At 51.8% G+C, this 22,840-nt stretch carries 17 protein-coding genes; 9 read left to right on the forward strand and 8 right to left on the reverse strand.

From position 1 onward, the window contains the following. Nucleotides 1-15 precede the first annotated feature (15 nt). On the reverse strand, nucleotides 16-1,395 hold the full coding sequence (locus tag Pla110_RS18480; protein ID WP_144997948.1) for a sulfatase family protein: 1,380 nt from the start codon (nucleotides 1,393-1,395) through the stop codon (nucleotides 16-18). Nucleotides 1,396-1,440: 45 nt separating this feature from the next. Then, nucleotides 1,441-2,391: a TIM barrel protein gene (locus Pla110_RS18485; RefSeq protein ID WP_144997950.1), complete on the reverse strand. Its 951-nt coding sequence runs from the start codon at nucleotides 2,389-2,391 to the stop codon at nucleotides 1,441-1,443. Nucleotides 2,392-2,741: 350 nt separating this feature from the next. Here Pla110_RS18485 and Pla110_RS18490 point away from each other — a divergent pair, with 350 nt between their 5' ends. The 8 genes from Pla110_RS18490 to Pla110_RS18530 all read left to right on the forward strand — a co-directional run bounded on the left by Pla110_RS18490 (nucleotide 2,742) and on the right by Pla110_RS18530 (nucleotide 14,820). Next, nucleotides 2,742-4,823, forward strand: a complete 2,082-nt coding sequence (locus tag Pla110_RS18490; protein ID WP_144997952.1) for a DUF4332 domain-containing protein — start codon at nucleotides 2,742-2,744, stop codon at nucleotides 4,821-4,823. A 102-nt stretch (nucleotides 4,824-4,925) separates the two neighbouring features. Continuing rightward, a complete protein-coding gene (locus tag Pla110_RS18495) occupies nucleotides 4,926-5,552 on the forward strand; it encodes a sigma-70 family RNA polymerase sigma factor (RefSeq protein WP_144997954.1) in 627 nt (208 codons plus the stop codon). Between the two features lie 12 nt (nucleotides 5,553-5,564). Then, nucleotides 5,565-7,256: a serine/threonine protein kinase gene (locus Pla110_RS18500; protein ID WP_144997956.1), complete on the forward strand. Its 1,692-nt coding sequence runs from the start codon at nucleotides 5,565-5,567 to the stop codon at nucleotides 7,254-7,256. A gap of 173 nt (nucleotides 7,257-7,429) precedes the next feature. After that, nucleotides 7,430-7,927, forward strand: coding sequence for a hypothetical protein (locus Pla110_RS18505; RefSeq protein ID WP_144997958.1), 498 nt, complete (start codon nucleotides 7,430-7,432; stop codon nucleotides 7,925-7,927). Between the two features lie 548 nt (nucleotides 7,928-8,475). Then, a complete protein-coding gene (locus Pla110_RS18510; protein WP_144997960.1) occupies nucleotides 8,476-9,666 on the forward strand; it encodes a pyridoxal phosphate-dependent aminotransferase in 1,191 nt (396 codons plus the stop codon). Between the two features lie 683 nt (nucleotides 9,667-10,349). After that, the gene (locus Pla110_RS18520) at nucleotides 10,350-12,941 is read left to right on the forward strand and encodes an MMPL family transporter (RefSeq protein WP_197440282.1); all 2,592 of its coding nucleotides are present in this window, start codon (nucleotides 10,350-10,352) and stop codon (nucleotides 12,939-12,941) included. 215 nt (nucleotides 12,942-13,156) lie between these two features. Beyond that, complete coding sequence (gene mqnE / locus Pla110_RS18525) at nucleotides 13,157-14,299, forward strand: aminofutalosine synthase MqnE (protein WP_144997965.1); 1,143 nt, start codon at nucleotides 13,157-13,159, stop codon at nucleotides 14,297-14,299. A 98-nt stretch (nucleotides 14,300-14,397) separates the two neighbouring features. Then, nucleotides 14,398-14,820: a VOC family protein gene (locus Pla110_RS18530; protein WP_144997967.1), complete on the forward strand. Its 423-nt coding sequence runs from the start codon at nucleotides 14,398-14,400 to the stop codon at nucleotides 14,818-14,820. 38 nt (nucleotides 14,821-14,858) lie between these two features. Here Pla110_RS18530 and Pla110_RS18535 read toward each other — a convergent pair whose 3' ends face one another. The 5 genes from Pla110_RS18535 to Pla110_RS18555 all read right to left on the reverse strand — a co-directional run bounded on the left by Pla110_RS18535 (nucleotide 14,859) and on the right by Pla110_RS18555 (nucleotide 19,777). Then, nucleotides 14,859-15,281 carry a hypothetical protein gene (locus Pla110_RS18535; RefSeq protein ID WP_144997969.1) on the reverse strand — a complete coding sequence of 141 codons (423 nt, stop codon included), beginning with the start codon at nucleotides 15,279-15,281 and terminating at the stop codon, nucleotides 14,859-14,861. Nucleotides 15,282-15,661: 380 nt separating this feature from the next. Then, nucleotides 15,662-16,606: a type II secretion system F family protein gene (locus tag Pla110_RS18540; protein ID WP_144997971.1), complete on the reverse strand. Its 945-nt coding sequence runs from the start codon at nucleotides 16,604-16,606 to the stop codon at nucleotides 15,662-15,664. A 77-nt stretch (nucleotides 16,607-16,683) separates the two neighbouring features. Next, nucleotides 16,684-17,649, reverse strand: coding sequence for a type II secretion system F family protein (locus Pla110_RS18545; protein ID WP_144997973.1), 966 nt, complete (start codon nucleotides 17,647-17,649; stop codon nucleotides 16,684-16,686). Between the two features lie 111 nt (nucleotides 17,650-17,760). After that, nucleotides 17,761-19,086 (reverse strand): CpaF family protein, encoded by a 1,326-nt coding sequence (locus Pla110_RS18550; RefSeq protein WP_144997975.1) that lies wholly within the window; start codon nucleotides 19,084-19,086, stop codon nucleotides 17,761-17,763. A gap of 331 nt (nucleotides 19,087-19,417) precedes the next feature. Continuing rightward, nucleotides 19,418-19,777, reverse strand: coding sequence for a hypothetical protein (locus Pla110_RS18555; protein WP_144997977.1), 360 nt, complete (start codon nucleotides 19,775-19,777; stop codon nucleotides 19,418-19,420). Nucleotides 19,778-20,122: 345 nt separating this feature from the next. Between Pla110_RS18555 and Pla110_RS18560 the strand changes: the two genes are divergently transcribed. After that, nucleotides 20,123-21,235, forward strand: a complete 1,113-nt coding sequence (locus Pla110_RS18560; RefSeq protein WP_197440283.1) for a 3-keto-disaccharide hydrolase — start codon at nucleotides 20,123-20,125, stop codon at nucleotides 21,233-21,235. A gap of 51 nt (nucleotides 21,236-21,286) precedes the next feature. On the opposite strand, the gene asnS is transcribed toward Pla110_RS18560, so the two are convergent. Beyond that, a complete protein-coding gene (gene asnS, locus Pla110_RS18565) occupies nucleotides 21,287-22,678 on the reverse strand; it encodes an asparagine--tRNA ligase (protein ID WP_144997981.1) in 1,392 nt (463 codons plus the stop codon). Nucleotides 22,679-22,840: the final 162 nt, after the last annotated feature.

The raw sequence follows: 22,840 nt of genomic DNA on the forward strand, positions 1-22,840 counted from the left end.
CCGTTCTGATATTTATTACTCAACGTTCTTGTCAGGCCCTTGCCAGGGAACCTCGCCACCACGCTGAATCTGTTTACGAAGTCGCGCTGCGAGATCGCGGAACTGTTGGGGATGCGTTTCTCGCAAATCGGTTGTTTCCTGCGGATCTGTTTTCAGATTAAACAGTTCCAGGGGACCGAACGGACTGTTCTGGACGAGCTTCCAATCGTGTAACCGGAGTGCCTCAATCGTTTTGCCTCCGTAAGTGACTCCCCCTTCTCGACGAGTGAAGTAGAGTTCGTCTCGCAGTGGAGATTGTTCCTTGCCAAGTATGGTCGGCAGAATACTGATTCCGTCGATCTCTTCGGAACGAGCCTGACCGTTGAGCTCCAGAGCTGTCGGAAAGAGATCCATCGTCATGGCCACCAGGCCCGATTTCGTACCAGCGGGTATCTTACCCGGCCACCGCGCGATCGCCGGCACCTTCAATCCCCCTTCGTACATACTCTGTTTTCCATCTCGCAGCGGGCCATTATTCGCTCCGACATTCAACTGCCCACCGTTGTCCGAGGTGAAGAAAACCAACGTCTCTTTGTCCTGTTCTGTTTCATTCAGTGCTTGTAGCACCTGGCCGATCCCGGCATCCATGTGTTCGATTAACGCAACAAGCATTGCCCGTTTCTCATCGATTCCCGGCTCCCTCTGTTGAACTTTGGCAACCCATTCCGCCGGCGGCTGAATCGGTGTGTGCGGAGCGTTATAAGCAAGGTAGAGGAAGAATGGTTCGTCCGCCTCTTTCTGATTATTGAGATAGTCGACCGCCCATTCTGAAAAGAGATCAGTGGCATGCCCTTCCGGATCGATGGTTGTTTCGTTCAATCGCATGTAGTTAATGTCATGCCGTCGGTGAGCGTAGTAATCATCCATCATGTCTCCGAGCCAACCCTGAAAATGATCAAATCCACGGTCGTTCGGTCGACCGGGTGCAGTCAGCCCCAGGTGCCATTTACCAATGAGAGCGGTTTGATAGCCCTGTCGTTTCAGCTGGTGAGTAATCAACGTCGCGTTCGGATCGAGATAGCCCCAGCTGTTTTCCGGGTGCGTTCGAATCACTCCGGGAACACCAACACGATCGGGATAACAGCCCGACAGTAACGAGGCTCGCGTTGGCGAACAAACGGGGCAGTTAGCATAGAACTCAGTAAACCGCATTCCCTCTTCAGACAGTTGGTCGAGTACGGGCGTCCGCATGTCCGTTGCGCCATAACAACTCAGATCGCCATACCCCAAGTCATCAGCAACGATCCAGAGAATGTTAGGACGTTGTTGTTCTGCCGCGAAATTTTCGTCCGGCAAAGCAACGAACACTGAGAGAAGCAGATAAAGATTGAAAACAATACGGAGCGCGATCGACATCGAGCAGTCCATTCGTTTTAAGAGATGAGAAGCAATACTGGTTCGTTATGCCGAAATGAAATCCGTCGACAGGAGACCCAACTGCTGATAAGCGGTCAGGAGCGCTCGCTCCCCTGCTTCGCCAGGTATGGACGTTCCATGTTCCAGGCCAAGCAGTCCGTCATAGCGGTGAGACTTCAGCGCGGCGAACAGGTTCGAGAAGTCAATTTCTCCCGTTCCAGGCTCTTTGCGTCCGTGGCTGTCTCCCAATTCGATGTGACCGATCCATGGGGCAGCCTGCCTTAAACCGTTCGCGAAATCATCCAGTTGCAGATGCTGTTGGTAAACATCAAATAACAGACGGCAACGGGGATGATTGACCTGTGCACAAAGATTGATCGTCTCTTCCAGCGAACTCAGAAACATAGGGGTGGACATAAGGGCGGAAGCCGTGCAGTGCCGAATCGGTTCCAGGAGCAAGTTCACTCCGGCGTTTTCACATTCGACAGCAAACTCCTGATAGAATCGAACCGCGTGTTCCAATTGATTTGATTTGTGAACCGTTGCGTCCCTTTTTCCCGGTACGACGATGAACGACGAAGCACCACTCCGTTGAGCGACACCCAATGCCTGCCGGTGTCGCCGCCACAATTGCCGTCGTCCCGATTCGTAACTGGTACCGAATAAAACTGCTGCATATTCCGCCACACCGACAAACGGACCCATTTCCATCGAATGACTCTCCAATTCGCGTCGCAATTCCCATTGAAATCGCGGCGACCTGTTCATCAATCCGTTTTCCTGTAGTCCCTGGAAACCATACTCGGCCATAAAATCGAGTTGAGCACGCCAGTCTTCCCCCGCATGTTTATGAAACTGCCCCAGATGGGGAGCAAGTCGCAACGAAGATACGTGCTGGCTTGGATCAGCTGCCGACAGAACGGACGTTCCCCAGGTGGCTCCGATCAGCCCGCCAGCGAATGAGGTTTGCAGGAAGGTGCGGCGTTTGAGTGGCACGGGGCGTTTCCTCCGGTGGGATAGCACTTTTTCAATTGAACTGGAATTCGGGTGAATACGGCAATTCCTTCATCTTCACCTGATTCCCAGAGTAAATGCAACCCGGACTAATTGAAAAAGGAGGTTTACCCTGTTTCACATAACCAATCCAACCCCACATTTTCGCCTTGTCCCGTTTTTGACATTCTGATACCTCTCCCCCCTCTCTCTCCCCAAGCTCAATCAAATACAACCGGATTCCGGATGGCAAGTCTATGTCTATAGATGCGCGCCGGATTCTCGTCTGCGGACGGTCTGGCTCGGCTAGTTAGCTGAAATCGAAGCCGGATACGTGGAAGTGGTGTCGTCATATGTCTGTATTATTTCGAATCGTCTATGCATCCAAGTGCAATGGGACTCATCATAAGCTGGCGATGGATGCGCTCCGTTATCTGGATTTGCCCGAGAGTGAGCAGTGGACCCGACTGTTTCTCAAACACGCGGACAGCTACATCGAAGGCTCCAAAGCCCCCGATAAACGGTTTCGTGATTTTCGGAATCATGTCCTGCATGTGGAAGACAACTTCTGGGGTGGCGCCGTAAAAACGGCCAGCCGCTGGTACGATCAAACCGTTGAAGCCATTCAACAAGAGAATTGGAAAGAAGCGGTCTATTCCGCCGGCGTACTCAGCCATTACTACACCGACCCCATCATGCCTTTTCACACCGCTCAAAGCGAAGAAGAGACGCAGATGCATCGTGCGGTCGAATGGTCTCTCTCCAAATCTTACGACGATCTGTTCGCCCTGTTTGAAGCTGAATATCAATCCGAGATTATACGCCCTCGTTCTCACGCGCAGAGAAATGAATTGGTACAAGACCTCGTTTTACAAGGCGCGACCCAGTCCAATCGCCACTACCAAAACACGATCGACCATTACAATCTTGATTACGGTGTGCAGGATCCCCCCGCAGGACTGGATGCAGTCTTACGAGAGACCTACGCCAAGCTCCTCGGTTACGCCGCGATTGGTTTCGCCCGTATTCTGGAAGAACTGTTCCGCGATGCGGCAGTGAAACCACCGGCAGTCTCGTTGACATTGGAGTCGGTCTTTAGCGGACTGGAAATCCCCATTCGCTGGGTCACTCGGAAAGTCGCCGACCGGGAAGAACGATTGAAGATTGAAGCTCTCTACCAGGAATTCGTGCAAACGGGCCGGGTACAGAAACATCTTCCTGAAGATGATCGTCTGGTTCGCCAATGGCATGCCGAAGAAGTTCGCGGAGTCAGTCTTTCGCAACTCAACCAGGTCGCTCTGGAGCCAATGGGAACAGCACACGGACAGGGTGGGGATTCCGAAAAAACAAACTTCCTGCATCGTGTGCCTCGCGATTTACGAACAGCCTACGAGCTAAGTCGTGGCAATCGCCCCGGCGTGGTCACCACGATCGAAGTTGTCGGCCCCAAACCTGTATATGACAATCAAACATCAGTATCCCCTCGACCGACATTTGACCGGCGCCCGGCGACTCCAGTGGCGACTCCATCTGTGAGCACGCCGTCGATCACACCGACTCCCAAGATCGTCGCTTCCAGCAAACCCAAGATACGCGTTAAATCGGAACAGCGACCCGAACGGCAGCCAATAGTGTCGACTCCCGAGACAGTCGTTCCTCCCGTTCACACTCAAACACAAAAACCGGTCGAAGAAAAATGGATCCCCCGACGGCCAGTTGAGCCGAGACCCGTTGAACTGAATCGAAATGATTCGCGACCGGTAGAATCGAAACCCGAACAAACACGTCCCGTCGCATCACGTCTAGAGGTCCCCCAACCATGGATCCAGGAACCTGTCAAACAGGAGCCCGTGAAGCAACAGCATGCAGTCGAGACGCGTGTAGAGCAAGAACCATTGCCGTTGGATCCTCAAACGGGCATTCCCTCGCGGCCATCTCGCAACCAACAGGAAAGCAAACGCAACACTCCGCAGACGATGCCGATTCGCGAGGAACGCTTGAAGTACTATCTTCATCGCAGTGACAACCTTGTCGATGCGCCGTCGATTGGCCCGAAGACAGCGAAGCGGTTTCAGAAAATGAAGATCAAAACCGTCGATGACTTCCTGAACTGTGATCCGGAGGCTGTTGCCGAACGAATGCAGGTGCGGCACATCACCGCGGATGAAATTCGTAAATGGCAGGATCAGGCTGAGTTCGTCTGCCGCATTCCCAACTTGCGTGGGCACGACGCCCAAATCCTCGTTGGTTCCGGAATCCACAAGGTCGAGCATCTTGAGGGGTGGGAACCCCGAACGCTGCTGGAGTTCGTCGAACCGTTCGTCGAATCACCCGAGGGAGTTCGACTGTTGCGTGGAAGCGGACAACCCGATCTGGCCGAGGTGACCGACTGGCTCCGCTGGTCGAATTCGGCCCGTACCTTGCGAGCCGCTTGATTTGCCACCGCCCGGGAATCATGGTAGAACAGGTTTTGTAGCATCCGTGCACTTCTCCTCTCTTTGATTCCACCCGTCCGTTCACGCAAGGCATTGACGTCTATGCCCGAATCTTCCTCCGCTCCGTTTCGCGCGCTACTGGACCAGGTTCGGCAGGGGGACGCGACTGCCAAGAACCAGCTCTTAGAGCAGTATCGGCCCTATTTGCAAATGCTGGCCCGCAGCCAGTTTGAGACCTGGATGCAATCGAAGAACGACGCGTCCGACATCGTACAGGAAAGCATGCTGGATGCCTGTCGCGGACTCCAACAGTTTCAGGGGCAATCAGAAGGCGAATGGCTCGCCTGGCTCAAGCAGATCGTCGCCCATAACCTGCAGGATCAGGTACGTCATTTCAAAGGGGCGGCTAAACGGGACATCAATTTAGAACGGTCCTGGAACTACTCGCCTAATTGCACCTCCGGCCAGTTCGAACGGGCGCCCGGATCGGACGATCCCCGCCCCAGCCAGATCATGATGCAGTCGGAACAGGAACAACAACTGGCGTGGGCCATCAGTCAGTTAAGCGATGACTACCGCGAGGTAATCCGCTTGCGAAACTTGCAGCGTCTTCCCTTCAATGAAGTCGCAGACCAGATGAACCGATCGCGCACAGCGACGCAAATGCTTTGGACACGAGCGATGGTCAAACTATCCGAGGCAATGAAAAGTCAAGTCGACGAATTTTAGGACGGAATATTCATGTCGCATTCAAAAAACACGCCGGACGCTAATGACTCTCAAAACGAATTACCCGATTCGTTTTCGCCGGAAGAGAAGAAACTTTTCGAGCTATTGAATCAATACGTCGAAGGGCAGCATCAACAGGATACAGACTCTTGCGCCACCTTGATGCACACTCATCCCCGGATGAAGGAACTCTATCGCTGCCTGGATAATCTGGATTCGCTCGCGCCCCAATCGCCAGTGGATAGCACTTTCGTTCCTGAAAATGAACCGGTGATTGACAGTCTCACTTCCTCAATGCTGCAGGAATTGTGGATCGAGAATTACGAACTGTTGGAAGAGATCGGCCGCGGAGGAATGGGCGTTGTTTATAAAGCGATGCAGACCGACCTGCAACGAATCGTCGCCATTAAGATGATCCGCAGCAGTAGCCTTGCCTCCTCGGAAGAAGTCAAACGGTTTGAGCAGGAAGCCCGCGCCGCCGGCAAATTACAGCACCCCCATATTGTCAAGATTTTCGAAGCGGGGCACATAGGTGGCCAACCTTACTTTTCGATGGAGTACATCCCGGGCCAGTCTCTATTCCAGGTTTTAAACCGGGGACCGCTAGACCCTCGCCGGTCGGTCGAACTGCTTGAAAAAATCAGCCGCGCTGTGGAGCACCTTCATCAACATCAGCTTTTGCATCGAGACTTGAAACCACAAAACATCCTGATCGACCAAAGCGACAGTCCGTATGTGACGGACTTTGGCTTGGCGAAACTGCTGGAAGATGATTTAGATTTGACGCAAACAGGCTCTGTACTGGGAACACCCGGGTACATGTCGCCCGAACAAGCTTCCCCCAGTACAGGAACTTGCTGTGCCGCGAGCGACGTCTATAGCCTCGGGGCGATTCTGTATCACTGCCTGACGGGCCGGGCTCCCTTTTCCGGGCCGAATCCGTTTGAAACATTGATGGCCGTTCTGGAGAGCGAGCCGCTGTTACCTCGTAAACTCAATCCCAGAATTCCACGCGAGCTGGAAGCGATCTGTTTGAAGTGCCTAGAGAAAAAGCCGGAGAATCGCTTTCAAAGCGCCGAAGAACTGGCCAACGAACTTCAACGTTTCCTGCAAGGCGAGCCGCTGCAAACAGGGGCGGCAGAATGGGGACACCGCTTCAAGCGGTTTGTGAGACGTGAGCTTCCGCTGGTGGTTCGCCTGTCAGCAATCGGTATCGCAGCCGCAATCGTGCAGTTGAATTACGTCCTATTCGGGGCGGAAGAAGAATTGCACACTAATGTGATGACGATCTTCAGCCTGTGGGCACTGGCAGTCTGTGGCTTCCAATGGCTGGTGAATCGCAACCGCATGCCCAACTTCACACGGTACGGCTGGTCGGCAGCCGATGTTCTGTTTCTCACTTGGATGTTCTCTGTCGTGGAAGGTCCTCTGGGGCCTCTCCCCGCCGCATACGCCCTCTTGATTGTGGCGTCGGGTCTCTTTTTCCAGCTGTCCCTTGTCGGAATTACGACTGGATTATCGGTTATCTGTTATGGATTTGTGCTCTGGTTCAATATGGAGATCGAGCAGAACCTCTTTTTCGGCGTGATCTACGAAGCCTTATTATTGATCTTTGGCATCCTTACTGGTCACCATGTTCGCCGCATGAATTTACTAAACCAGTATTTTCAACGCAGCTCCGAGCCACCGCTGACGCAAGACTGAAAACAGCGGGTTTCAATCAAATCGAAATCGGGCACCGAAACCAACAGCGCATAAAAATAACCCGCGTCGAAACGAGCGGGTTATTTTATCTGTTGTTTCATAGGAGTAACGATCGTTACTTCTTGCCGCGAGTGGTTGTTCTCTTGGTAGTAGTTTTGCGAGTGGTCGTCCGTTTGGCAGCGGGTTTGGCGCTGGTACGGGTTTTGGTCGATTTCGCAGCAGTCGTCCGTTTGGCAGGACTTTTAGTCGTGCTACGAGACGTCGTTTTTTTGGCGGTAGTTGCTTTTGCAGTACCCGTTTTCGCTTTGGTCGACTTAGCAGCAGTTGTTTTTGCTTTAGTCGGTTTGGCTGTTGAAGTTTTCGCCTTAGTCGATTTGGCGGCTGTTGTCCGTTTTGCAGTTGAAGCAGAACGAGAAGTCGTCGGCTTTTTAGCGGCCGTTGATTTAGCGGCTCCGGTTTTGGCCTTGGTTGATTTCGCTGCGGTTGATTTGGCCGCGGTGGTACGAGAAGTAGTTTTCTTGGCGCCACTTTTCGCTGCAGTTGATTTTGCAGACGTTTTTGCTTTAGTCGATTTGGCCGCAGCAGGCGTCGATCGTCGTGATTTAGTGACTTTCGACTTAGTGGTCGTTTTCGATGTCGTCCGTGTAGCCATCACAGGCTCCTATGATTGACAATTGGAATACCGGAGTGCTGAAGTGAGCTCAACTCTGGTATCCCAAAAGAGAAGAGTCACCAAATATCTTTAGCGTTTACACGCATCCATTCTTAAAACGAAAAGAGACCCAGCTCTTTAGAACAGACTCTGGGTAGAGTCTTCCCAGTAACGGGACAATCCTTCTGGAGGGTTGATCTCGGCCGGCTTCCTGCAGTCAGGAAGTTTTACGATTAAGATCAAAAAGCGGGTCTTCCATCAGCAAACTGTCTGGACGGAAAATCGTCCGGAAGAGGAGGCCAATCTATGATGTTCAATTAACACGGCTAACTTATATTCAGTATGAAAAAACGAGTCAACTGCAACTTGTTTCAAGGCAAGTACTTCTTGTGTCCCACATACATCGGCGATCACCGATATATGTATTAGACTCTATTTACTCGAAAATTCAAGTTCCTTCCGAGCTGACGATTGACGCATTAGCGGGTCTAACAAAGAATCAACCCTTGTTGTGATTACCCTTATTTTCAAGCTTTTCAGAGAATAGAATCCCCAAGCGAGTTAGTTATGCAACTCTCAGACACCGTGAACAAAATCAAACCTTCTGCCACTATTGCTGCTGCCGCGGAGGCTAAAGCGCTGAAAAGCACCGGAGTGAAGGTCTTCGAATTCACATTGGGAGAGCCCGACTTCGTCACGCCCAAACATATTTGCGAAGCCGCAACCGCCGCCATGCAGGCAGGTCATACTCACTACACACCCGTTGCAGGCATTCCCGAACTGCGTCAGGCGATAGTCGACGCGTTCGAACGCGATCATGGCGTCAAATACGCTCCCGAACAGGTCGTCTGCTCGAACGGCGCGAAACATTCTATTCATAATGTTCTCACCGCCCTCTGTGGACCTGGCGATGAAGTCATTATCCCCACACCTTACTGGGTCAGCTATTCCGATCTGGTCGAAATCGCCGGAGCGACACCAGTTCTGGTCGACACCACCGAAGATAGCGGATTTTGCTTATCTGCAGAGCAATTTGAAGCAGCCATCACCGACAAAACCAAACTGTTGATGCTGAACAACCCCTGCAACCCAACCGGTGCCGCTTACCCCATCGAGCAGCTCGAAGCGATCGCCAAAGTCGCTGTGAAACATCAGATCCCCGTCCTGTCCGACGAGATCTATGAAAAACTGATCTACGAGGGCTACTCGTTCCGTAGCTTCGCCAGCTTTGGTGACGACGTTAAAGACCTGACGATTGTCGTCAACGGTGTCAGTAAAGCTTACGCAATGACAGGCTGGCGAATGGGCTGGACCTTAGCCCCACTCGACGTTAGCAAAGCGATGAGCAAATTACAGTCTCAAGAGACCTCCTGCCCCAGTAGCATCACCCAATACGCAACTGTTGCGGCGTTGAACGGCCCACAGGATTGTGTCACCGACATGCTGCGTGAGTTTTCCAAACGACGAGAGTACGTACTTGGTCGCTTGCGAGCTTTGCCGGATGTCACCTTCGCCGAACCAGGCGGAGCCTTCTACGCGTTCTTTAATGTGAGTGCCTATTTTGGCAAAACACTGGGTGGCGGAGCTGTCGTTAACAACGCAACTGAATTTTGTTCTGCTCTGTTGAAAGAAGGACCAGTCGCCCTCGTCACTGGCGATGCATTCGGAGCCGAAGGATATGTACGGCTCTCGTTCGCAACAAACATGGAGACGATTTCCGGCGGACTGGATCGATTGGAAGCTTTCCTGAAAGGGTAAACCGGGTCTCCGGCTATTTCACTTTCGGGATCAAATTCGATTCACTAAAATGATCGTGGAACAAAACCCGGAGGCAACATTGGCCCTTCGGAAGGAATCTTCGATTGGGAATGGATTCATGAACCCGTCCGCTGGTCAGTCTGGAAAAACTCCGGAGGGGCGCCCATTTCTGGGTGTCCATTTACGCTGCTGTAATCAATATGTGCGTATCTACCTGAACCAGCAAGGCAACGCGTATTCCGGCTGGTGTCCACGATGTTCGACACCAGTGCGGGTAAATGTCGTCAATGAGGGTGGCTCCAGCTCCAAATTCTTCTCCGCAGACTGAAATTAGCCTCCATTTGCTTTATCACTGCTGATACCGGGAAATCTGAGGGAACTCTGTAACTTGCAGTTTCCGTCAGTTGTTCCTTAATGGCATCCCGGGTCTAATAGTAAAAGAATCGCACCACCTGAAAGCAAAAGAGCAGGTGTGGAAGTCGGTCTCGCGGACGCGCAAGCTGTCTCACTGACAGGAAGTGGAGCGTCAGAAGGGGATATTTCTGTACGGACACAGTCTCCCCTCCCCATTTAGTGGTTCCGTTTTTTATTAACACACTTTTCCGACCGACATTTTTAGTTGGCTGATTCCAAAATCTATGTTTCAAAGCCTGGGGAAATTTATAATACGCTACTGGAAACTGATGATTCCTTTGTGGATCGCAAGTTTCCTCCTCCTTGCGCTGATTGCGCCGTCGTTCAAATCGATGCTGCGCGATGGAGAATTCGCCTTTCTTCCCGCTGATTCCCCCAGCCTGGAAGGGGAACGCCTGCTGGCACAGGCTTTTCCACAGATCAAAACGGCCAGCCAGGTCGTAATTGTCGCCAATCGACAGTCCAAGGGCGAAGAGCTACAGGACCAGGATAAAAAGTTCCTCACTGAACAACTGGTTCCCCGTCTGGAAAAACTGGTGGAGGAGGAAGGGGGATATGCAAACTCACTGGCTACGGTGGACAATGTCGCGGATGGCTCCGATGGCTTTAACGTCACCGAGCCGGTCGAAACCAATACCACAGAGACAGCCCCCGAATCAGAAGAAGCTGGCGACACTACTCCCATCGATACAGAAGAGGAGCAAAACGCTGACTCAGAAAATGCCCCCGTCACGTCCGAAGAGTCTTCCCGTTCACGGATCTCGCGTATTAAAACATTCGAGGACCGGTTCATTGGGCCACTGCTAATCAGCGAAGATAAACAGGCGGCACTGGTGATCGTTGAATTCAGCACGGAATTCCTCGATAAACGTAGCTTTCCCACGATCCAGAAAATCGAACAAATTATCGTCGAACTGGAGCCCCAGGTTCCAGACGGATTGAATCTGGCCTTAAGCGGTTCATCGACTGTTGGTCGCGACATCATCGAGGCGGCACAGCAGTCTGCGAGCGCCACCGAACTGTGGACAGTTCTGCTCGTCGTGATCCTGCTTATTCTGATCTACCGCGCCCCCTTTCTGGCGTTGATACCGCTCATCACGGTCTATATCGCGACCAAATTCGCGTTGACGTTCCTGGCGCTGCTCGCCAGTTACAACATCATTGGTCTGTTCAATGGGGTCGAGATTTACGTCACCGTCGTCCTCTATGGTGCCGGTGTTGATTACTGCATGTTCCTGATCTCCCGATACAGTGAAGAACTGGATTCCGGAATCAGCATGGACGAGGCGATGGAAAAGACGATCGGTTCGGTGGGTGCCGCCTTGGCCGCCAGTGCCGGAACCACCATCTGCGGTCTGGCGATGATGGCCTTCGCCGAGTTTGGAAAGTTCCATCAGGCGGGTATCGCCATGTCCCTCAGCCTGGTTTTTGTTCTGGCTGCTGCCCTCACATTAACACCCGCACTGTTGATCTTCGCCGGTCGATGGGCATTCTGGCCACAGGTTTATACAGAACGAATCAAATCGGGTTCGGGATGGGTTTCGCCCACTTCCGTTCTCGCCCGTATGTTTGAAGCCCAATGGGTACAGTCCTTCTGGGACTGGGTAGGACAACTGGTACTGCGACGACCCGCAACTGTCTGGCTAGTTACGATCGGCCTGATGACTCCGTTTGCGCTCATTAGTATCTTCTGGTATCACAACCTGAGCTACGGACTGCTTTCCGAATTACCTGCAGAGAACACCAGTGTCCAAGGTGCCGAGGCGGTACAGGAACACTTCCCGGCGGGAACCATCGGACCAGTCACACTCCTGATCAAGAACAACTACCTCGATTTTGCGTTGGAAGACGAAGTCGTACTCGAAGAACTTGTACAGAACCTGAACGAGGTTAAAGAAGAATTCGGCATTATCGACGTGCGGGCACTCACCCAACCACTCGGCCAGAAACACGCACATGAACTCCCCGAATCCGACTCACGGTTGGCCCGAGCGACGCTGAAAAATCGGGTCCAGAAATACTACGTCGGCGACGCTGATATCAATCAGGGCGACGGGGCGACAGAAGAGATCGGCGGCAACGTCGCTCGAATCGAAATCCTGTTTGATAAAGACCCCTTCAGTCGCTTCAGCATCGATCAATTAAACAAGTTCGAGAATTCGTTAATCAAAAAGGGCCCTGATGTCCTGCTCCCCGAGGATTTACAATCCGAAACAGAACTCCACTTAATCGGCCCCCCTGCGAGCGTTCGAGACCTCAAGACGGTAACGCGGCGGGACCAGGTTCTGATCCATGTGCTCGTGATCTGTGGTGTACTCCTCGTCTTGATCATGTTACTGAAGCGGATTGCGATCTCGGTCTACCTGATTTTCACCGTCTTCATTAGCTACCTGGCCACGCTGGGACTGACGTTCGTCGTCTTCTGGTCATTCGATCCGATGAACTTCTCCGGACTGGACTGGAAAGTCCCCATCTTTCTGTTCACCATTCTGATCGCCGTAGGAGAAGACTATAACATCTACCTGATCGCCCGTATCAACGAAGAGCAACGCCGCCACGGCACCGTGCAAGGGATTATTGTCGCCCTGTCTAAAACAGGAAGCATCATTTCCAGTTGCGGTATCATCATGGCGGGAACGTTCGCCTCGCTCATCGCCGGCTCTCTGACAGGCATGCATCAACTTGGCTTCGCGCTCGCCTTTGGCGTACTGCTCGACACCTTCATCGTGCGACCGATCCTGGTGCCCGCCTATCTGGTCATGCTCCATACGGATCGATTCGGCAAACTGGGGCCGTTTCTCGGCTCGGTTCCGGAAGAAGAGGAACTCGAGGAGGAAGAAGAAGCGAGCCTGCACTCCTGATCGGAGTCGCGGCTGCAACGGATTCGAAATAAACCCCGAATTCACGACTGAAACCGGGTTAATCCCCGGCTGGCATCTCGGTTCAGATATTGGGCAGAAGGAGTGGTTTCCCAGCCCCGCAATGAGTAGAATGAGGCGACTGCTCCGGTCCTGACCCCGTGCCGGTCGCACCTACTCGAAATCGATCCCCTATTATAAGGTTACCACGCAGTATTATGGCTAATACTTCGTCCAACACGATGCTTGAGCAGATCAAAGAAAAAGTTCAGGCTGGAGAACGCGTTTCCGTCGAGGAAGGTCTCTTTCTGGAGCAGGAAGTTGACCTGCTTACCCTGGGGGAACTCGCGAATCAAATCCGCGAGAGAAAAAACGGTAACTTTGCGTACTACAACACAAACATCCACCTGAACCCGACCAACGTCTGCGTCTATCGTTGTGACTTCTGTGCCTTCCGAGCCGATCTGCGGGACGAAAAAGCATATACCTTCACCGACGACATGATCCGTGAACGAGTAGAAGAAGCACGCGCCACAGGGGCAACCGAAATCCATGTCGTGGGTGGATTACACCATCAGAAGAAATTCGACTGGTATCTGGACGTCGTTCGGATCATGCACGAAACGTACCCTGATCTGCACATCAAAGCCTGGACCCCCGTAGAAATCTACTGGTTCAGCTTTATGACGAAGAAACCGTATCGTTGGGTTCTTGAACAAATGATGGAAGTCGGCCTGGGCAGCATGCCCGGTGGAGGGGCCGAAATATTCGACCCTGAAGTCCGCGCCAAGATTTGCGAACATAAAGCGGATGCGAAAAACTGGTTTGAAGTCCACGAAGCGGCCCACGACTTGGGTCTTCGTTCCAATGCCACCATGCTATATGGTCATGTGGAAGAAGCCCGCCATCGGATTGATCACCTCAATCAGTTGCGGACATTACAGGACAAAACAGGTGGATTCCAAACCTTCATCCCCCTCGCCTTCCACCCGGACAACACCAGATTATCACACATACCGAAACCGACCGGGCTGATGGATCTCCGGACGGTTGCCGTCTCGCGAATCATGCTCGACAACTTCGACCATGTGAAAGCGTATTGGATCATGCTGGGTGAAAAGATTGCCCAAACCGCCCTCAGCTTTGGTGCGGACGATCTCGACGGAACCGTCGTGCATGAATTAATTTACCATGACGCAGGTGCGAAGACTCCCGAAGGGTTAACTGTAGAGCAATTGCATCGCCTCATCCGCGAAGCAGGTCGCGAACCGGTCGAGCGGGATACACTCTACCGCCGCGTCATCCGTGATGGAGCCAGCTGGTCTGTTGGCGAGTCGGTCATGACTGCCGCCGGTTGTTGATCCCGTTTCCCGGATCCTTTAACTCTCCAACTTCCTTGATTCCAGAACCCTTAAAAGTACAGCACTTCGCTAGTTCATCGTATTGAAAGTTCAGCGCAATGACCGGCTCGACCTCTGCCTCTCACATCCAAGTCAAATCGATTGACCATGTCACGTTGGTGTCGAAAGATATGGAAAAGAGCCGGCACTTTTATGTCGACGTACTGGGGATGGAAGACGTACCCCGACCGGCGTTTTCCTTCGCCGGAAAATGGTTTCAGGCGGGCGAGACGATGATTCATATCATCGAACAGCATGATCAGTCTGGTCCGGCAGGGAATCAGGATGTCTCTGGTTACACCGAAACCCGGACGCATCACTTTGCATTTCTCGTCGACGATGCACTCTCAGCGCAAGAAGTGCTGAATGCCAACAAGGTTCCGATTGTCTGTCCGGCGAAAAAGCGACCGGATGGAGCAACCCAGGTCTTTGTTCTCGATCCGGACGGGTATGTCGTCGAACTGAGTTCATTGCCTGAGTAGAGTTATGGTCTCTCAAGCACCGATAACTCGACCAATCTTTACCAGAGATTCTCCAACTGCATCTGATTCACATTCAGTGATCGTCCCGCTTCAAAGCAGGCTGGTGCCGTGGCAGGAAGTCGCAACCAGACTTGCTCGCCCTGATAAATTCCATCAATGGCTACATGAGGGCCCAGGTCGTCATCGTCGGGATGGGAGAGCGCCTGCCAGTGGAACTCGTTGATTGTCGGAAAGATCTGCTGCAGCATGGTCAGGTCGACATGGAAATTAAACGGCAATTGTCGGCCATCATTTGCGCCTCCCTGCACTTCTGTTGAAGAAGCGAACAGGGTGATTTCCCACTGAGTCCACTCTTCGTTCCAGAAAATATGGCAGCCCCAGGGGGGCATGGGAGAAAGTGGACAGACTGCTGACAGGACAGCTTCGCAAAAATCAGACAGCCACGCGGGAGAGTCGCTCATGTTGTGGTCCTTCGATGCTGAATCAGCTCGCAATGTTGAAAGAGAGATCTTGTATTCAGCAATTCGAGTGCCAATAAAGAGGTTGGATCGGCTTGATAACATTAAGTCCTTGATTGATAGCAGGATGCACTTGCATCGCTGTGTCAGTGAATTACTCTCCGTATATCAAACAGATACTTTGCGAATCATACGTTGTAAAAAAGAACCTTGAAAACAACGAACTTCTCTTTAAGAGAATTCCTACCCTCTTTTTACAGTCGATTCTTCTGTTGTCTTCCGCACAACTGGAATGTCTGCGATACCTTTCCTGACTGGAGCAGACTTCCACTGTTTCTAACGCCCCTCCAGGCAAAAACTCACTCGATCAAACGTTCACTCGATCAAACGTTGAGCAAGTTGTTCATCATCATGATGGCTGCCGGACCGACAAGCACCACGAAAATCCCGGGGAAGATGAACAAGACCAGCGGGAAGATCATCTTCACAGCTGTCTGCTGCGCTTTCTCTTCCGCCAGTTGGCTACGTCGCAGTCGCATACTGTCCGACTGCACTCGCAATGCCTGAGCAATAGAGGACCCGAATTTGTCTGCTTGAATCAGAATCGCTGCCAGGGCTTTCATGTCATCGACACCCGTACGAATACCCAATTCGTGTAATACGTCCCGTCGTTTACGTCCCATCTGTAATTGCATGTTACAGAGAGAAAGTTCCTGACAGACTTCCGGGGCAGAATCTTCCAGTTCCTCCGAGACGCGCCGCATTCCCGCATCAAGACCCAAACCCGCTTCCACACAAACGACCAACAGGTCGAGAGCATCCGGCAGATTGAGAAAGATCTTTTCCTGTCGGCCTTTCTTCAACAAGGTGACCGCCAATTCGGGTATATAGAAGCCGAAACCGCCACCCAGCACTAGTGAACTCCATCCATTCTGAGTCGCACCGTAGTTGAAAAAACCGAAACCGCCACCCAGCATGACGCCAAGTAAAGCGCACATCGCTTTTAACGCCAGAAAGATTGTAGGTGCCGAGGGATTATGAAAACCTGCGTTCGACAGACGAACCTTCAGATTGTTCTGTTCCAATTCGGTCTTTGGTTTAAGCGAACTTGATAGCGCGGGGGCAGCCTTGTTGAAGTATTTCTTCAGACCAGTCTGCTCTTCTTCCAGTGAAGAACGCCCTTTATTTCGCAGCGACGGATCGCGGAGTTCATCCAGACGTTCTGCCGCACGTTCATCCGAAGAAGTGCTGAACAAGCTTACGACGGCCCAGATCAACAAAGTGATCGCACCGAAAATAATGAATGGAAGTAATGTCTGGATATCCATGGGATTGATCCGATTGATAGTAAGTCAGTTGAGTTGAAATTGAATTCTATAGAGACCGTTAATCTTCGACTGAAAGATCAGACCTTGATGTTGACGATCTTCTTGATGGCAACCGCTCCAAGTAACTGGAGGAAGGCGGCTCCCGCAATCATCTTACGGCCGTTTTCATCAGTGAACAGCAGCATGACGTAATCCGGATTCAGGTAATAAACAGCGACAAACAGAGCGACGGGCAAACCCATTAACACGACACCACTGATACGACCTTCCCCCGTAAGGGCCTGGACCTGTCCGAGAATTTTGAACCGCTCGCGAATGATGTATCCGATCTTGTCGAGAATCTCGGCCATATCCCCGCCGGCAGTTCGTTGGATCGCCACGGCGGTCACAAAGAATTTAAGGTCAAGGTTCGGCATCCGTTTCAGCATGTTCTTAAGAGCATCCTCCATGGATACCCCCAGGTTCTGTTCTTCATAGGATTTGCCAAATTCCGTAGAAATCGGAGAGGGCATCTCTTCGATTACCACATGCAGACCGGAAGCAAGACTATGACCAGAACGTAAAGCACGTGCCACGAGTTCGAGTGCATCAGGCAGTTGTTGCGCAAACTTTTTAAATCGCTTACGTCGCCGCATCATGATCCACATTAATGGCAGGATGCCGAACCCGAGTGCCGCCACCGGATAAAGTGGAGGCGGTGATTGTGCGACGATGGCAACAAAGACTCCGAGAGCCCCACATGCAAGCGAGATCGGAATGAACATGTCCGTGCGGATCGGGGCATCGGCTTGCTCCAAGAGCAATGAGAGTCCGGTGAACCGTCGTCCCAATTTCTTGAAGCTGCCTCGAATACCTGTCAGGCTGTCGTTAATCGCCTCTTTGGTAATCGATCCCTGTTCGTCTTCATCCAGTCTGCCCGTTAACGAGCGAAGTCGCTCTTCGGTTTTGGAGCCATCTTTGATGTCCCCCATCACAAACGAGATGGCGACGACCACACAGACCACACCGACAAAGACGGCTAGACTGATTAATAAAAGTGCCATGGTTCAAACCATTATCAATTAGAGGATGCCAGCATGCGCTGCTGATTAAATTCTCAGTTTCTTTACTACTTAAGACTGCTTATCAGAATCAAAGTCGGTTCAAGCGACTTTTCAACCCAGTTTGCGGTTCGAGAAGAGGTTACTTGGCAGGCGAATTCCGGCTGCCTCCAACCGATCCATACAGGCAGGCCGCACACCGGTCGACTCGAAGTGACCGAATGCTCTTCCGTTTTCGTCGATACCATCCTGAACGAAGAGGAAGATGTCCTGCATGATCACCGTATCTTGCTCCATGTTGAGCACTTCGGTGATGTGAGTTACTTTTCGAGGACCACCTTGTAGACGGTTTACCTGAATGATGACATCAACCGCTGCAGCAAATTGTTGCCGCAGAGCTTTCAATGGCATTTCAATACCGCCCATGGTGATCATCGTTTCCAGACGGGAAACAGCGTCACGTGGAGTGTTCGCGTGAATTGTCGTCAGCGAACCTTCGTGACCCGTGTTCATCGCCTGCAACATGTCGAGCGATTCCGGTCCACGACATTCCCCAATGATGATTCGGTCAGGACGCATACGCAGGGCGTTCTTAACGAGTGCCGTTGCCGTAATCTGTCCTTTACCTTCGATGTTCGGTGGACGCGTTTCCAATCGCAGAACGTGGTCCTGCTGCAACTGAAGTTCAGCCGCATCTTCAATCGTGATGACTCGCTGGTCTGAGGGAATGAAACTGGAGAGCGTGTTCAACAATGTCGTTTTACCGGAACCAGTACCACCACTGATGATCATGTTCAAACGAGCTTTGGATGCCCCTTCGAGGAACATTACCATTTCAGGAGTGAAGGCACCGAATCGAAGCAGGTCTTCCAGCGTCAGTGGATTGGCACCAAAACGTCGAATGGTTAACGAAGGACCATCCAGTGCGAGCGGTGGAATAATGGCGTTCAATCGAGAGCCATCCGGGAGACGTGCGTCACACATCGGACTGGTTTCATCAACACGTCGACCCACTTTGGAGACGATTCGGTCGAGAATTTGCAACAGGTGTGCGTTGTCGCGGAAGGTAACATTTGATCGCTGGATACGCCCATCTTTTTCAATAAAGATGTGCTTAGGTCCGTTGATCATGATATCGGCGACGCCCTCTTCTTTGAGCAAAATCTCAAGCGGCCCGAAACCGAAAGTCTCATCGAGGACTTCTTCGATTAAACGTTCCCGTTCCGAACGGTTCAGCAGCGGGTTCTCTGTATCACAGAGGTGCTCTACAACAAGGCGGATCTCTCTTCGAAGAGTGTCTCCTTCAAGATCGCCCAGTTTGGAAAGGTCAAGTTTGTCGACCAGTTTGCCGTGAATCAGCTGTTTGAGAACTTCAAATTCTTGTTGTTTAGTCTCGACACCGCGTGCATTGCGGGCCGCAGATTGTGGAATGCCTGCCATTCTGAAAAATCTCCTGTCGTCAGAACGAAATCGGTGCTGCCTGGTAAATATAACTCGTTGCAGAAAAGGGAACGCGGTCGGACCAGAGTCCGGAGAGGATCACGCGCAATGCCCATTCTGTTATTTCTCATGACAAACCTACCTCAGTTTTCTCCGCGCGCAACGGTTTTCAGGAGACGTTGACAAAAAGCATCACAGAAGAGAGCGAACCTGTAGAGGAAATTCCGACAACAGGTAATCTGCTGGATGTAACAGTTACAGGGAGAGAAACCGTAGAGAGCGAATTTCAATAGACGCAATTTGAACGTCTACCAAGCGGAGCAAGATCGATTCAGGCTTCCAGATCAAGCACTTGGCCCGTTTCTTGATCGTCGAATGGAGTTGGTTTGGAATCGTTTGTTTCTGGTTCCGGCTTCTCCTCTGCAGGAGGCTGGTTCAGGTCGAGTTCGTCATGAGGAGTAGAACTATGATAATCGGCACGACCATCAGCATCGCGATCAGGACTCATATCGGCAGCAGCGACATCCTGTGTTTTTTCGGACATCGCTTTCTGATCCAACTGGAATTTCTGCGCGGCCGCTTCCGCTTTATTATCGTTGGACTGCGTTGCGGAAGACTTCTGAGTCCCGGTTAAAGACCCCACAATGTTGAGGGCTCCGGTCCCGATATTACCCGATCCAATTGAAGACATGACTTTTCTCCATCACTGTTTAGGGAGGTCGTCTTATTCTGGCGGCGCTGCCATCGTTTCCTGTCGAAAATACCTGATCGATTGATTGTCCTAACTGCGTCTGTTCAGGTCGGAAACCACTGAACTATAGCTCATACGAATAGCGGTTCCGATAAATCTGAACAAGACGAATCCGTTATCCCCCGAGAAATGGGCCGTTTTCAGAGGCTCTCGGCCTTCTCCTCCCGTGGATCCCAATGTTCGCAACCTGTTGAGTTGCAAAATGATCGGGTTAGCGACCAGAATGAGAAATACCTCTAATCTCATTTACAGCCAAATATGATATTTTCACGACGAGGCGTCCTGATGCATTTACACGCGAGTTTATTCCCTCTTCTCGTTTTCCTGATCTTCACCACCATATCCAGCCCACTTTCGGCAGCTGAGTACACACTCTCCCTGACGGAAGCAGACAGCCTGTCCGGTTGGCAACATCAGGGAGAAGCACAATTCACACGAGATCAGGAGACGTTAACCTTCTCGAACGGCAAGAGTGGATTGAGTTTCGATTATCCCGTTCATGAAGGGGCCTGGAGTTTTGAACTGACGACACCCGCTGCTTTCCAGGGGAAAATTCTGGCTCGGCTCGAATCGGGCAAAGAGTCTCATGTCCTCGAATTGCTAAACAGCGAATCCTCGATAGATAAAGCGGAACAGCAAACGGTCGCTCATCAATTCGCCCTCTCCGCGGCAGAAATCAATTGGCAACGAGGAGATGAAAATACGATTACTCATCGTCGTCAGAGTGCTGCACCTCTGCAACTCAGCATTCATGTCGAGGCTACGGGTGACGCTCCTGTCACGATCACAAACATGAAAGTCACCGAAACGGGTTTCATGTCACTCTTCAGTGGGACCGACCTCACCGGTTGGGAAGGGGGCGGACAACCAGCCGACGTCTGTTGGAAGGTCGAAGAGGGATTGCTGGTCTGCACCGGTGTCAAGAAAGGCCCGTGGCTGCGAACGACCGAAGAGTACGGAGACTTCAATCTTCGAATCGAATACTGGTTATCCGCCGACGGTAACAGTGGCCTTTATGTTCGCGTGCCCCAGGATGGCAACCATCATCGAGATAATGCAGAGGAAGCGGAGGCCGGATTCGAGATTCAACTACTTGATGACGAAGCGGAAAAATACAAAGGCAAGCTGAAAGATTATCAGTATACCGGCTCGGTCTATGACATCGTGGGTGCCAGTGATCTGGTGGGCAATCCGGCCGGGACCTGGAACACGATGGAGCTGAACTGCAAAGGGCAACACATCACGACGATTCTGAATGGCAAGATCATCGTCAACGCGACTCCCGACAATTATCCGCTGCTTAACCTTCGCAAGGAAAAAGGTTACCTCGGATTACAGAATCATAGCTCAGTGGTGAAGTTCCGCAATTTGCGAATTGGTCCGGCCCTGGATTATTAATCTCACAGGAGGAATTAACTTCCTCTACTGATCGGTTAGTCCTACCCATTTTTAGAACGAGGCATTTTTGGGCGTGCGGGGGAACGGGATACAGTCGCGAATGTTTTGCATGCCGGTGACGAGTTGAACGATTCGCTCAAACCCGAGGCCAAACCCGGAGTGCGGGACAGAACCAAACCGGCGCAGGTCTAGATACCACCAGTATTCTTCCGGATCGAGATCGCATTCTTTCATGCGGGCTTCCAGCACGTCGAGGCGTTCCTCACGCTGACTGCCACCGATGATTTCGCCAATGCGCGGCACCAGCACATCCATCGCCCGCACTGTTTTTCCATCGTCGTTGCACCGCATGTAGAACGGTTTAATTGAACGTGGGTAGTCAAACAGGATGATCGGTTTTTTGAAATGTTTCTCCGTGAGAAATCGTTCATGTTCCGATTGTAAATCGTTCCCCCACTCGACGGGATACTCGAACTTTTCGTCACAAGAAGTCAAAATCTCAATAGCGGTTGTGTAGGGAACGCGTTCGAAGGGAGTTTCGGCGATCTGATGAATGGTCTCCAGAACTGTTTTCTCAATGCGTTGATTGAAGAACTCAAGGTCAGCTGGTGCTTTCTCCAGAACCGTCTTCATCAAGTATTGGATGAACTCTTCGGCCAGCTCCATGTTGTCATTGAGATCGTAAAAAGGCATCTCCGGTTCGATCATCCAGAACTCGGCCAGGTGCCGCGTGGTATTGGAGTTCTCGGCTCGGAAGGTCGGGCCGAATGTGTAGCAGTCACCCACGGAGCAGGCAAAAATTTCCGCTTCCAGTTGACCACTGACCGTCAAGGAGGCTTTCTTGCCGAAAAAGTCCTGCGAGAAATCTATCTCAGTCTTCACCTGTGCCAGACGCTCAAGGTCGAGTGTCGTCACCTGGAACATCTCCCCTGCCCCTTCACAGTCGCTGGTGGTGATGACCGGTGTTTGAATGTAGTTGAAGCCACGTTCCTGAAAGAAGTTATGAACCCCGGCACTGAGAACGTTGCGTACGCGTGTAATTGCACCAAACGTGTTCGTTCGTGGTCGAAGATGAGCAATCTCCCGCAGGAACTCAAAGCTGTGACGTTTCTTCTGGAGAGGATAAGTATCCGCATCTGCCGTACCGAATAGTTCGATTTCAGTGGCCAGCATTTCTACCCGCTGACCTTTACCGGGCGATTCCTGAAGTTTACCCGCGACACGCAAACTGGCTCCGGTGGTGATGAGTTTGTGAATCTCACTGAAACCGGGAACGTCGGCGTCGACAATCACCTGCAATCCATGCATGCAGCTTCCGTCGTTCATTTCAATGAAGGAAAAACCCTGTTTGGAATCGCGGCGGGTGCGTACCCAGCCACAAATCTGATGCGTCTCTTCCGGTTGTCCTGCACTGAGAACCTGAGCGATTTTTGTCCGTTTCATACCTGTTCGATCCTTGAATTCCATCCACCAGCGGCGACGATCAGCCCCAGTCCCGAACCGGTCTTAACTGATCTCGTTCAAGTTTAGCCGGTTTGAGCAGGATGAAAAGGGGAGCGAGAAATCCGACATCGGAAAGAACGGGAATCAGAGCGGAATCACGGC

This window comes from Polystyrenella longa (assembly GCF_007750395.1).
Classification (GTDB): Bacteria; Planctomycetota; Planctomycetia; order Planctomycetales; family Planctomycetaceae; genus Polystyrenella; species Polystyrenella longa.

Excerpts from the sequence above, each read along its gene's own strand:
- Pla110_RS18510 (WP_144997960.1), top strand. The coding sequence starts at position 8,476 with ATGCAACTCTCAGACACCGTGAACAAAATCAAACCTTCTGCCACTATT.
- asnS (WP_144997981.1), bottom strand. The coding sequence starts at position 22,678 with ATGAAACGGACAAAAATCGCTCAGGTTCTCAGTGCAGGACAACCGGAA.
- Pla110_RS18535 (WP_144997969.1), bottom strand. The coding sequence starts at position 15,281 with ATGAGCGACTCTCCCGCGTGGCTGTCTGATTTTTGCGAAGCTGTCCTG.
- Pla110_RS18560 (WP_197440283.1), top strand. The coding sequence starts at position 20,123 with ATGCATTTACACGCGAGTTTATTCCCTCTTCTCGTTTTCCTGATCTTC.
- Pla110_RS18555 (WP_144997977.1), bottom strand. The coding sequence starts at position 19,777 with ATGTCTTCAATTGGATCGGGTAATATCGGGACCGGAGCCCTCAACATT.
- Pla110_RS18490 (WP_144997952.1), top strand. The coding sequence starts at position 2,742 with ATGTCTGTATTATTTCGAATCGTCTATGCATCCAAGTGCAATGGGACT.
- Pla110_RS18530 (WP_144997967.1), top strand. The coding sequence starts at position 14,398 with ATGACCGGCTCGACCTCTGCCTCTCACATCCAAGTCAAATCGATTGAC.
- Pla110_RS18495 (WP_144997954.1), top strand. The coding sequence starts at position 4,926 with ATGCCCGAATCTTCCTCCGCTCCGTTTCGCGCGCTACTGGACCAGGTT.
- Pla110_RS18480 (WP_144997948.1), bottom strand. The coding sequence starts at position 1,395 with ATGTCGATCGCGCTCCGTATTGTTTTCAATCTTTATCTGCTTCTCTCA.
- mqnE (WP_144997965.1), top strand. The coding sequence starts at position 13,157 with ATGGCTAATACTTCGTCCAACACGATGCTTGAGCAGATCAAAGAAAAA.
- Pla110_RS18500 (WP_144997956.1), top strand. The coding sequence starts at position 5,565 with ATGTCGCATTCAAAAAACACGCCGGACGCTAATGACTCTCAAAACGAA.
- Pla110_RS18550 (WP_144997975.1), bottom strand. The coding sequence starts at position 19,086 with ATGGCAGGCATTCCACAATCTGCGGCCCGCAATGCACGCGGTGTCGAG.
- Pla110_RS18520 (WP_197440282.1), top strand. The coding sequence starts at position 10,350 with ATGATTCCTTTGTGGATCGCAAGTTTCCTCCTCCTTGCGCTGATTGCG.
- Pla110_RS18545 (WP_144997973.1), bottom strand. The coding sequence starts at position 17,649 with ATGGCACTTTTATTAATCAGTCTAGCCGTCTTTGTCGGTGTGGTCTGT.
- Pla110_RS18540 (WP_144997971.1), bottom strand. The coding sequence starts at position 16,606 with ATGGATATCCAGACATTACTTCCATTCATTATTTTCGGTGCGATCACT.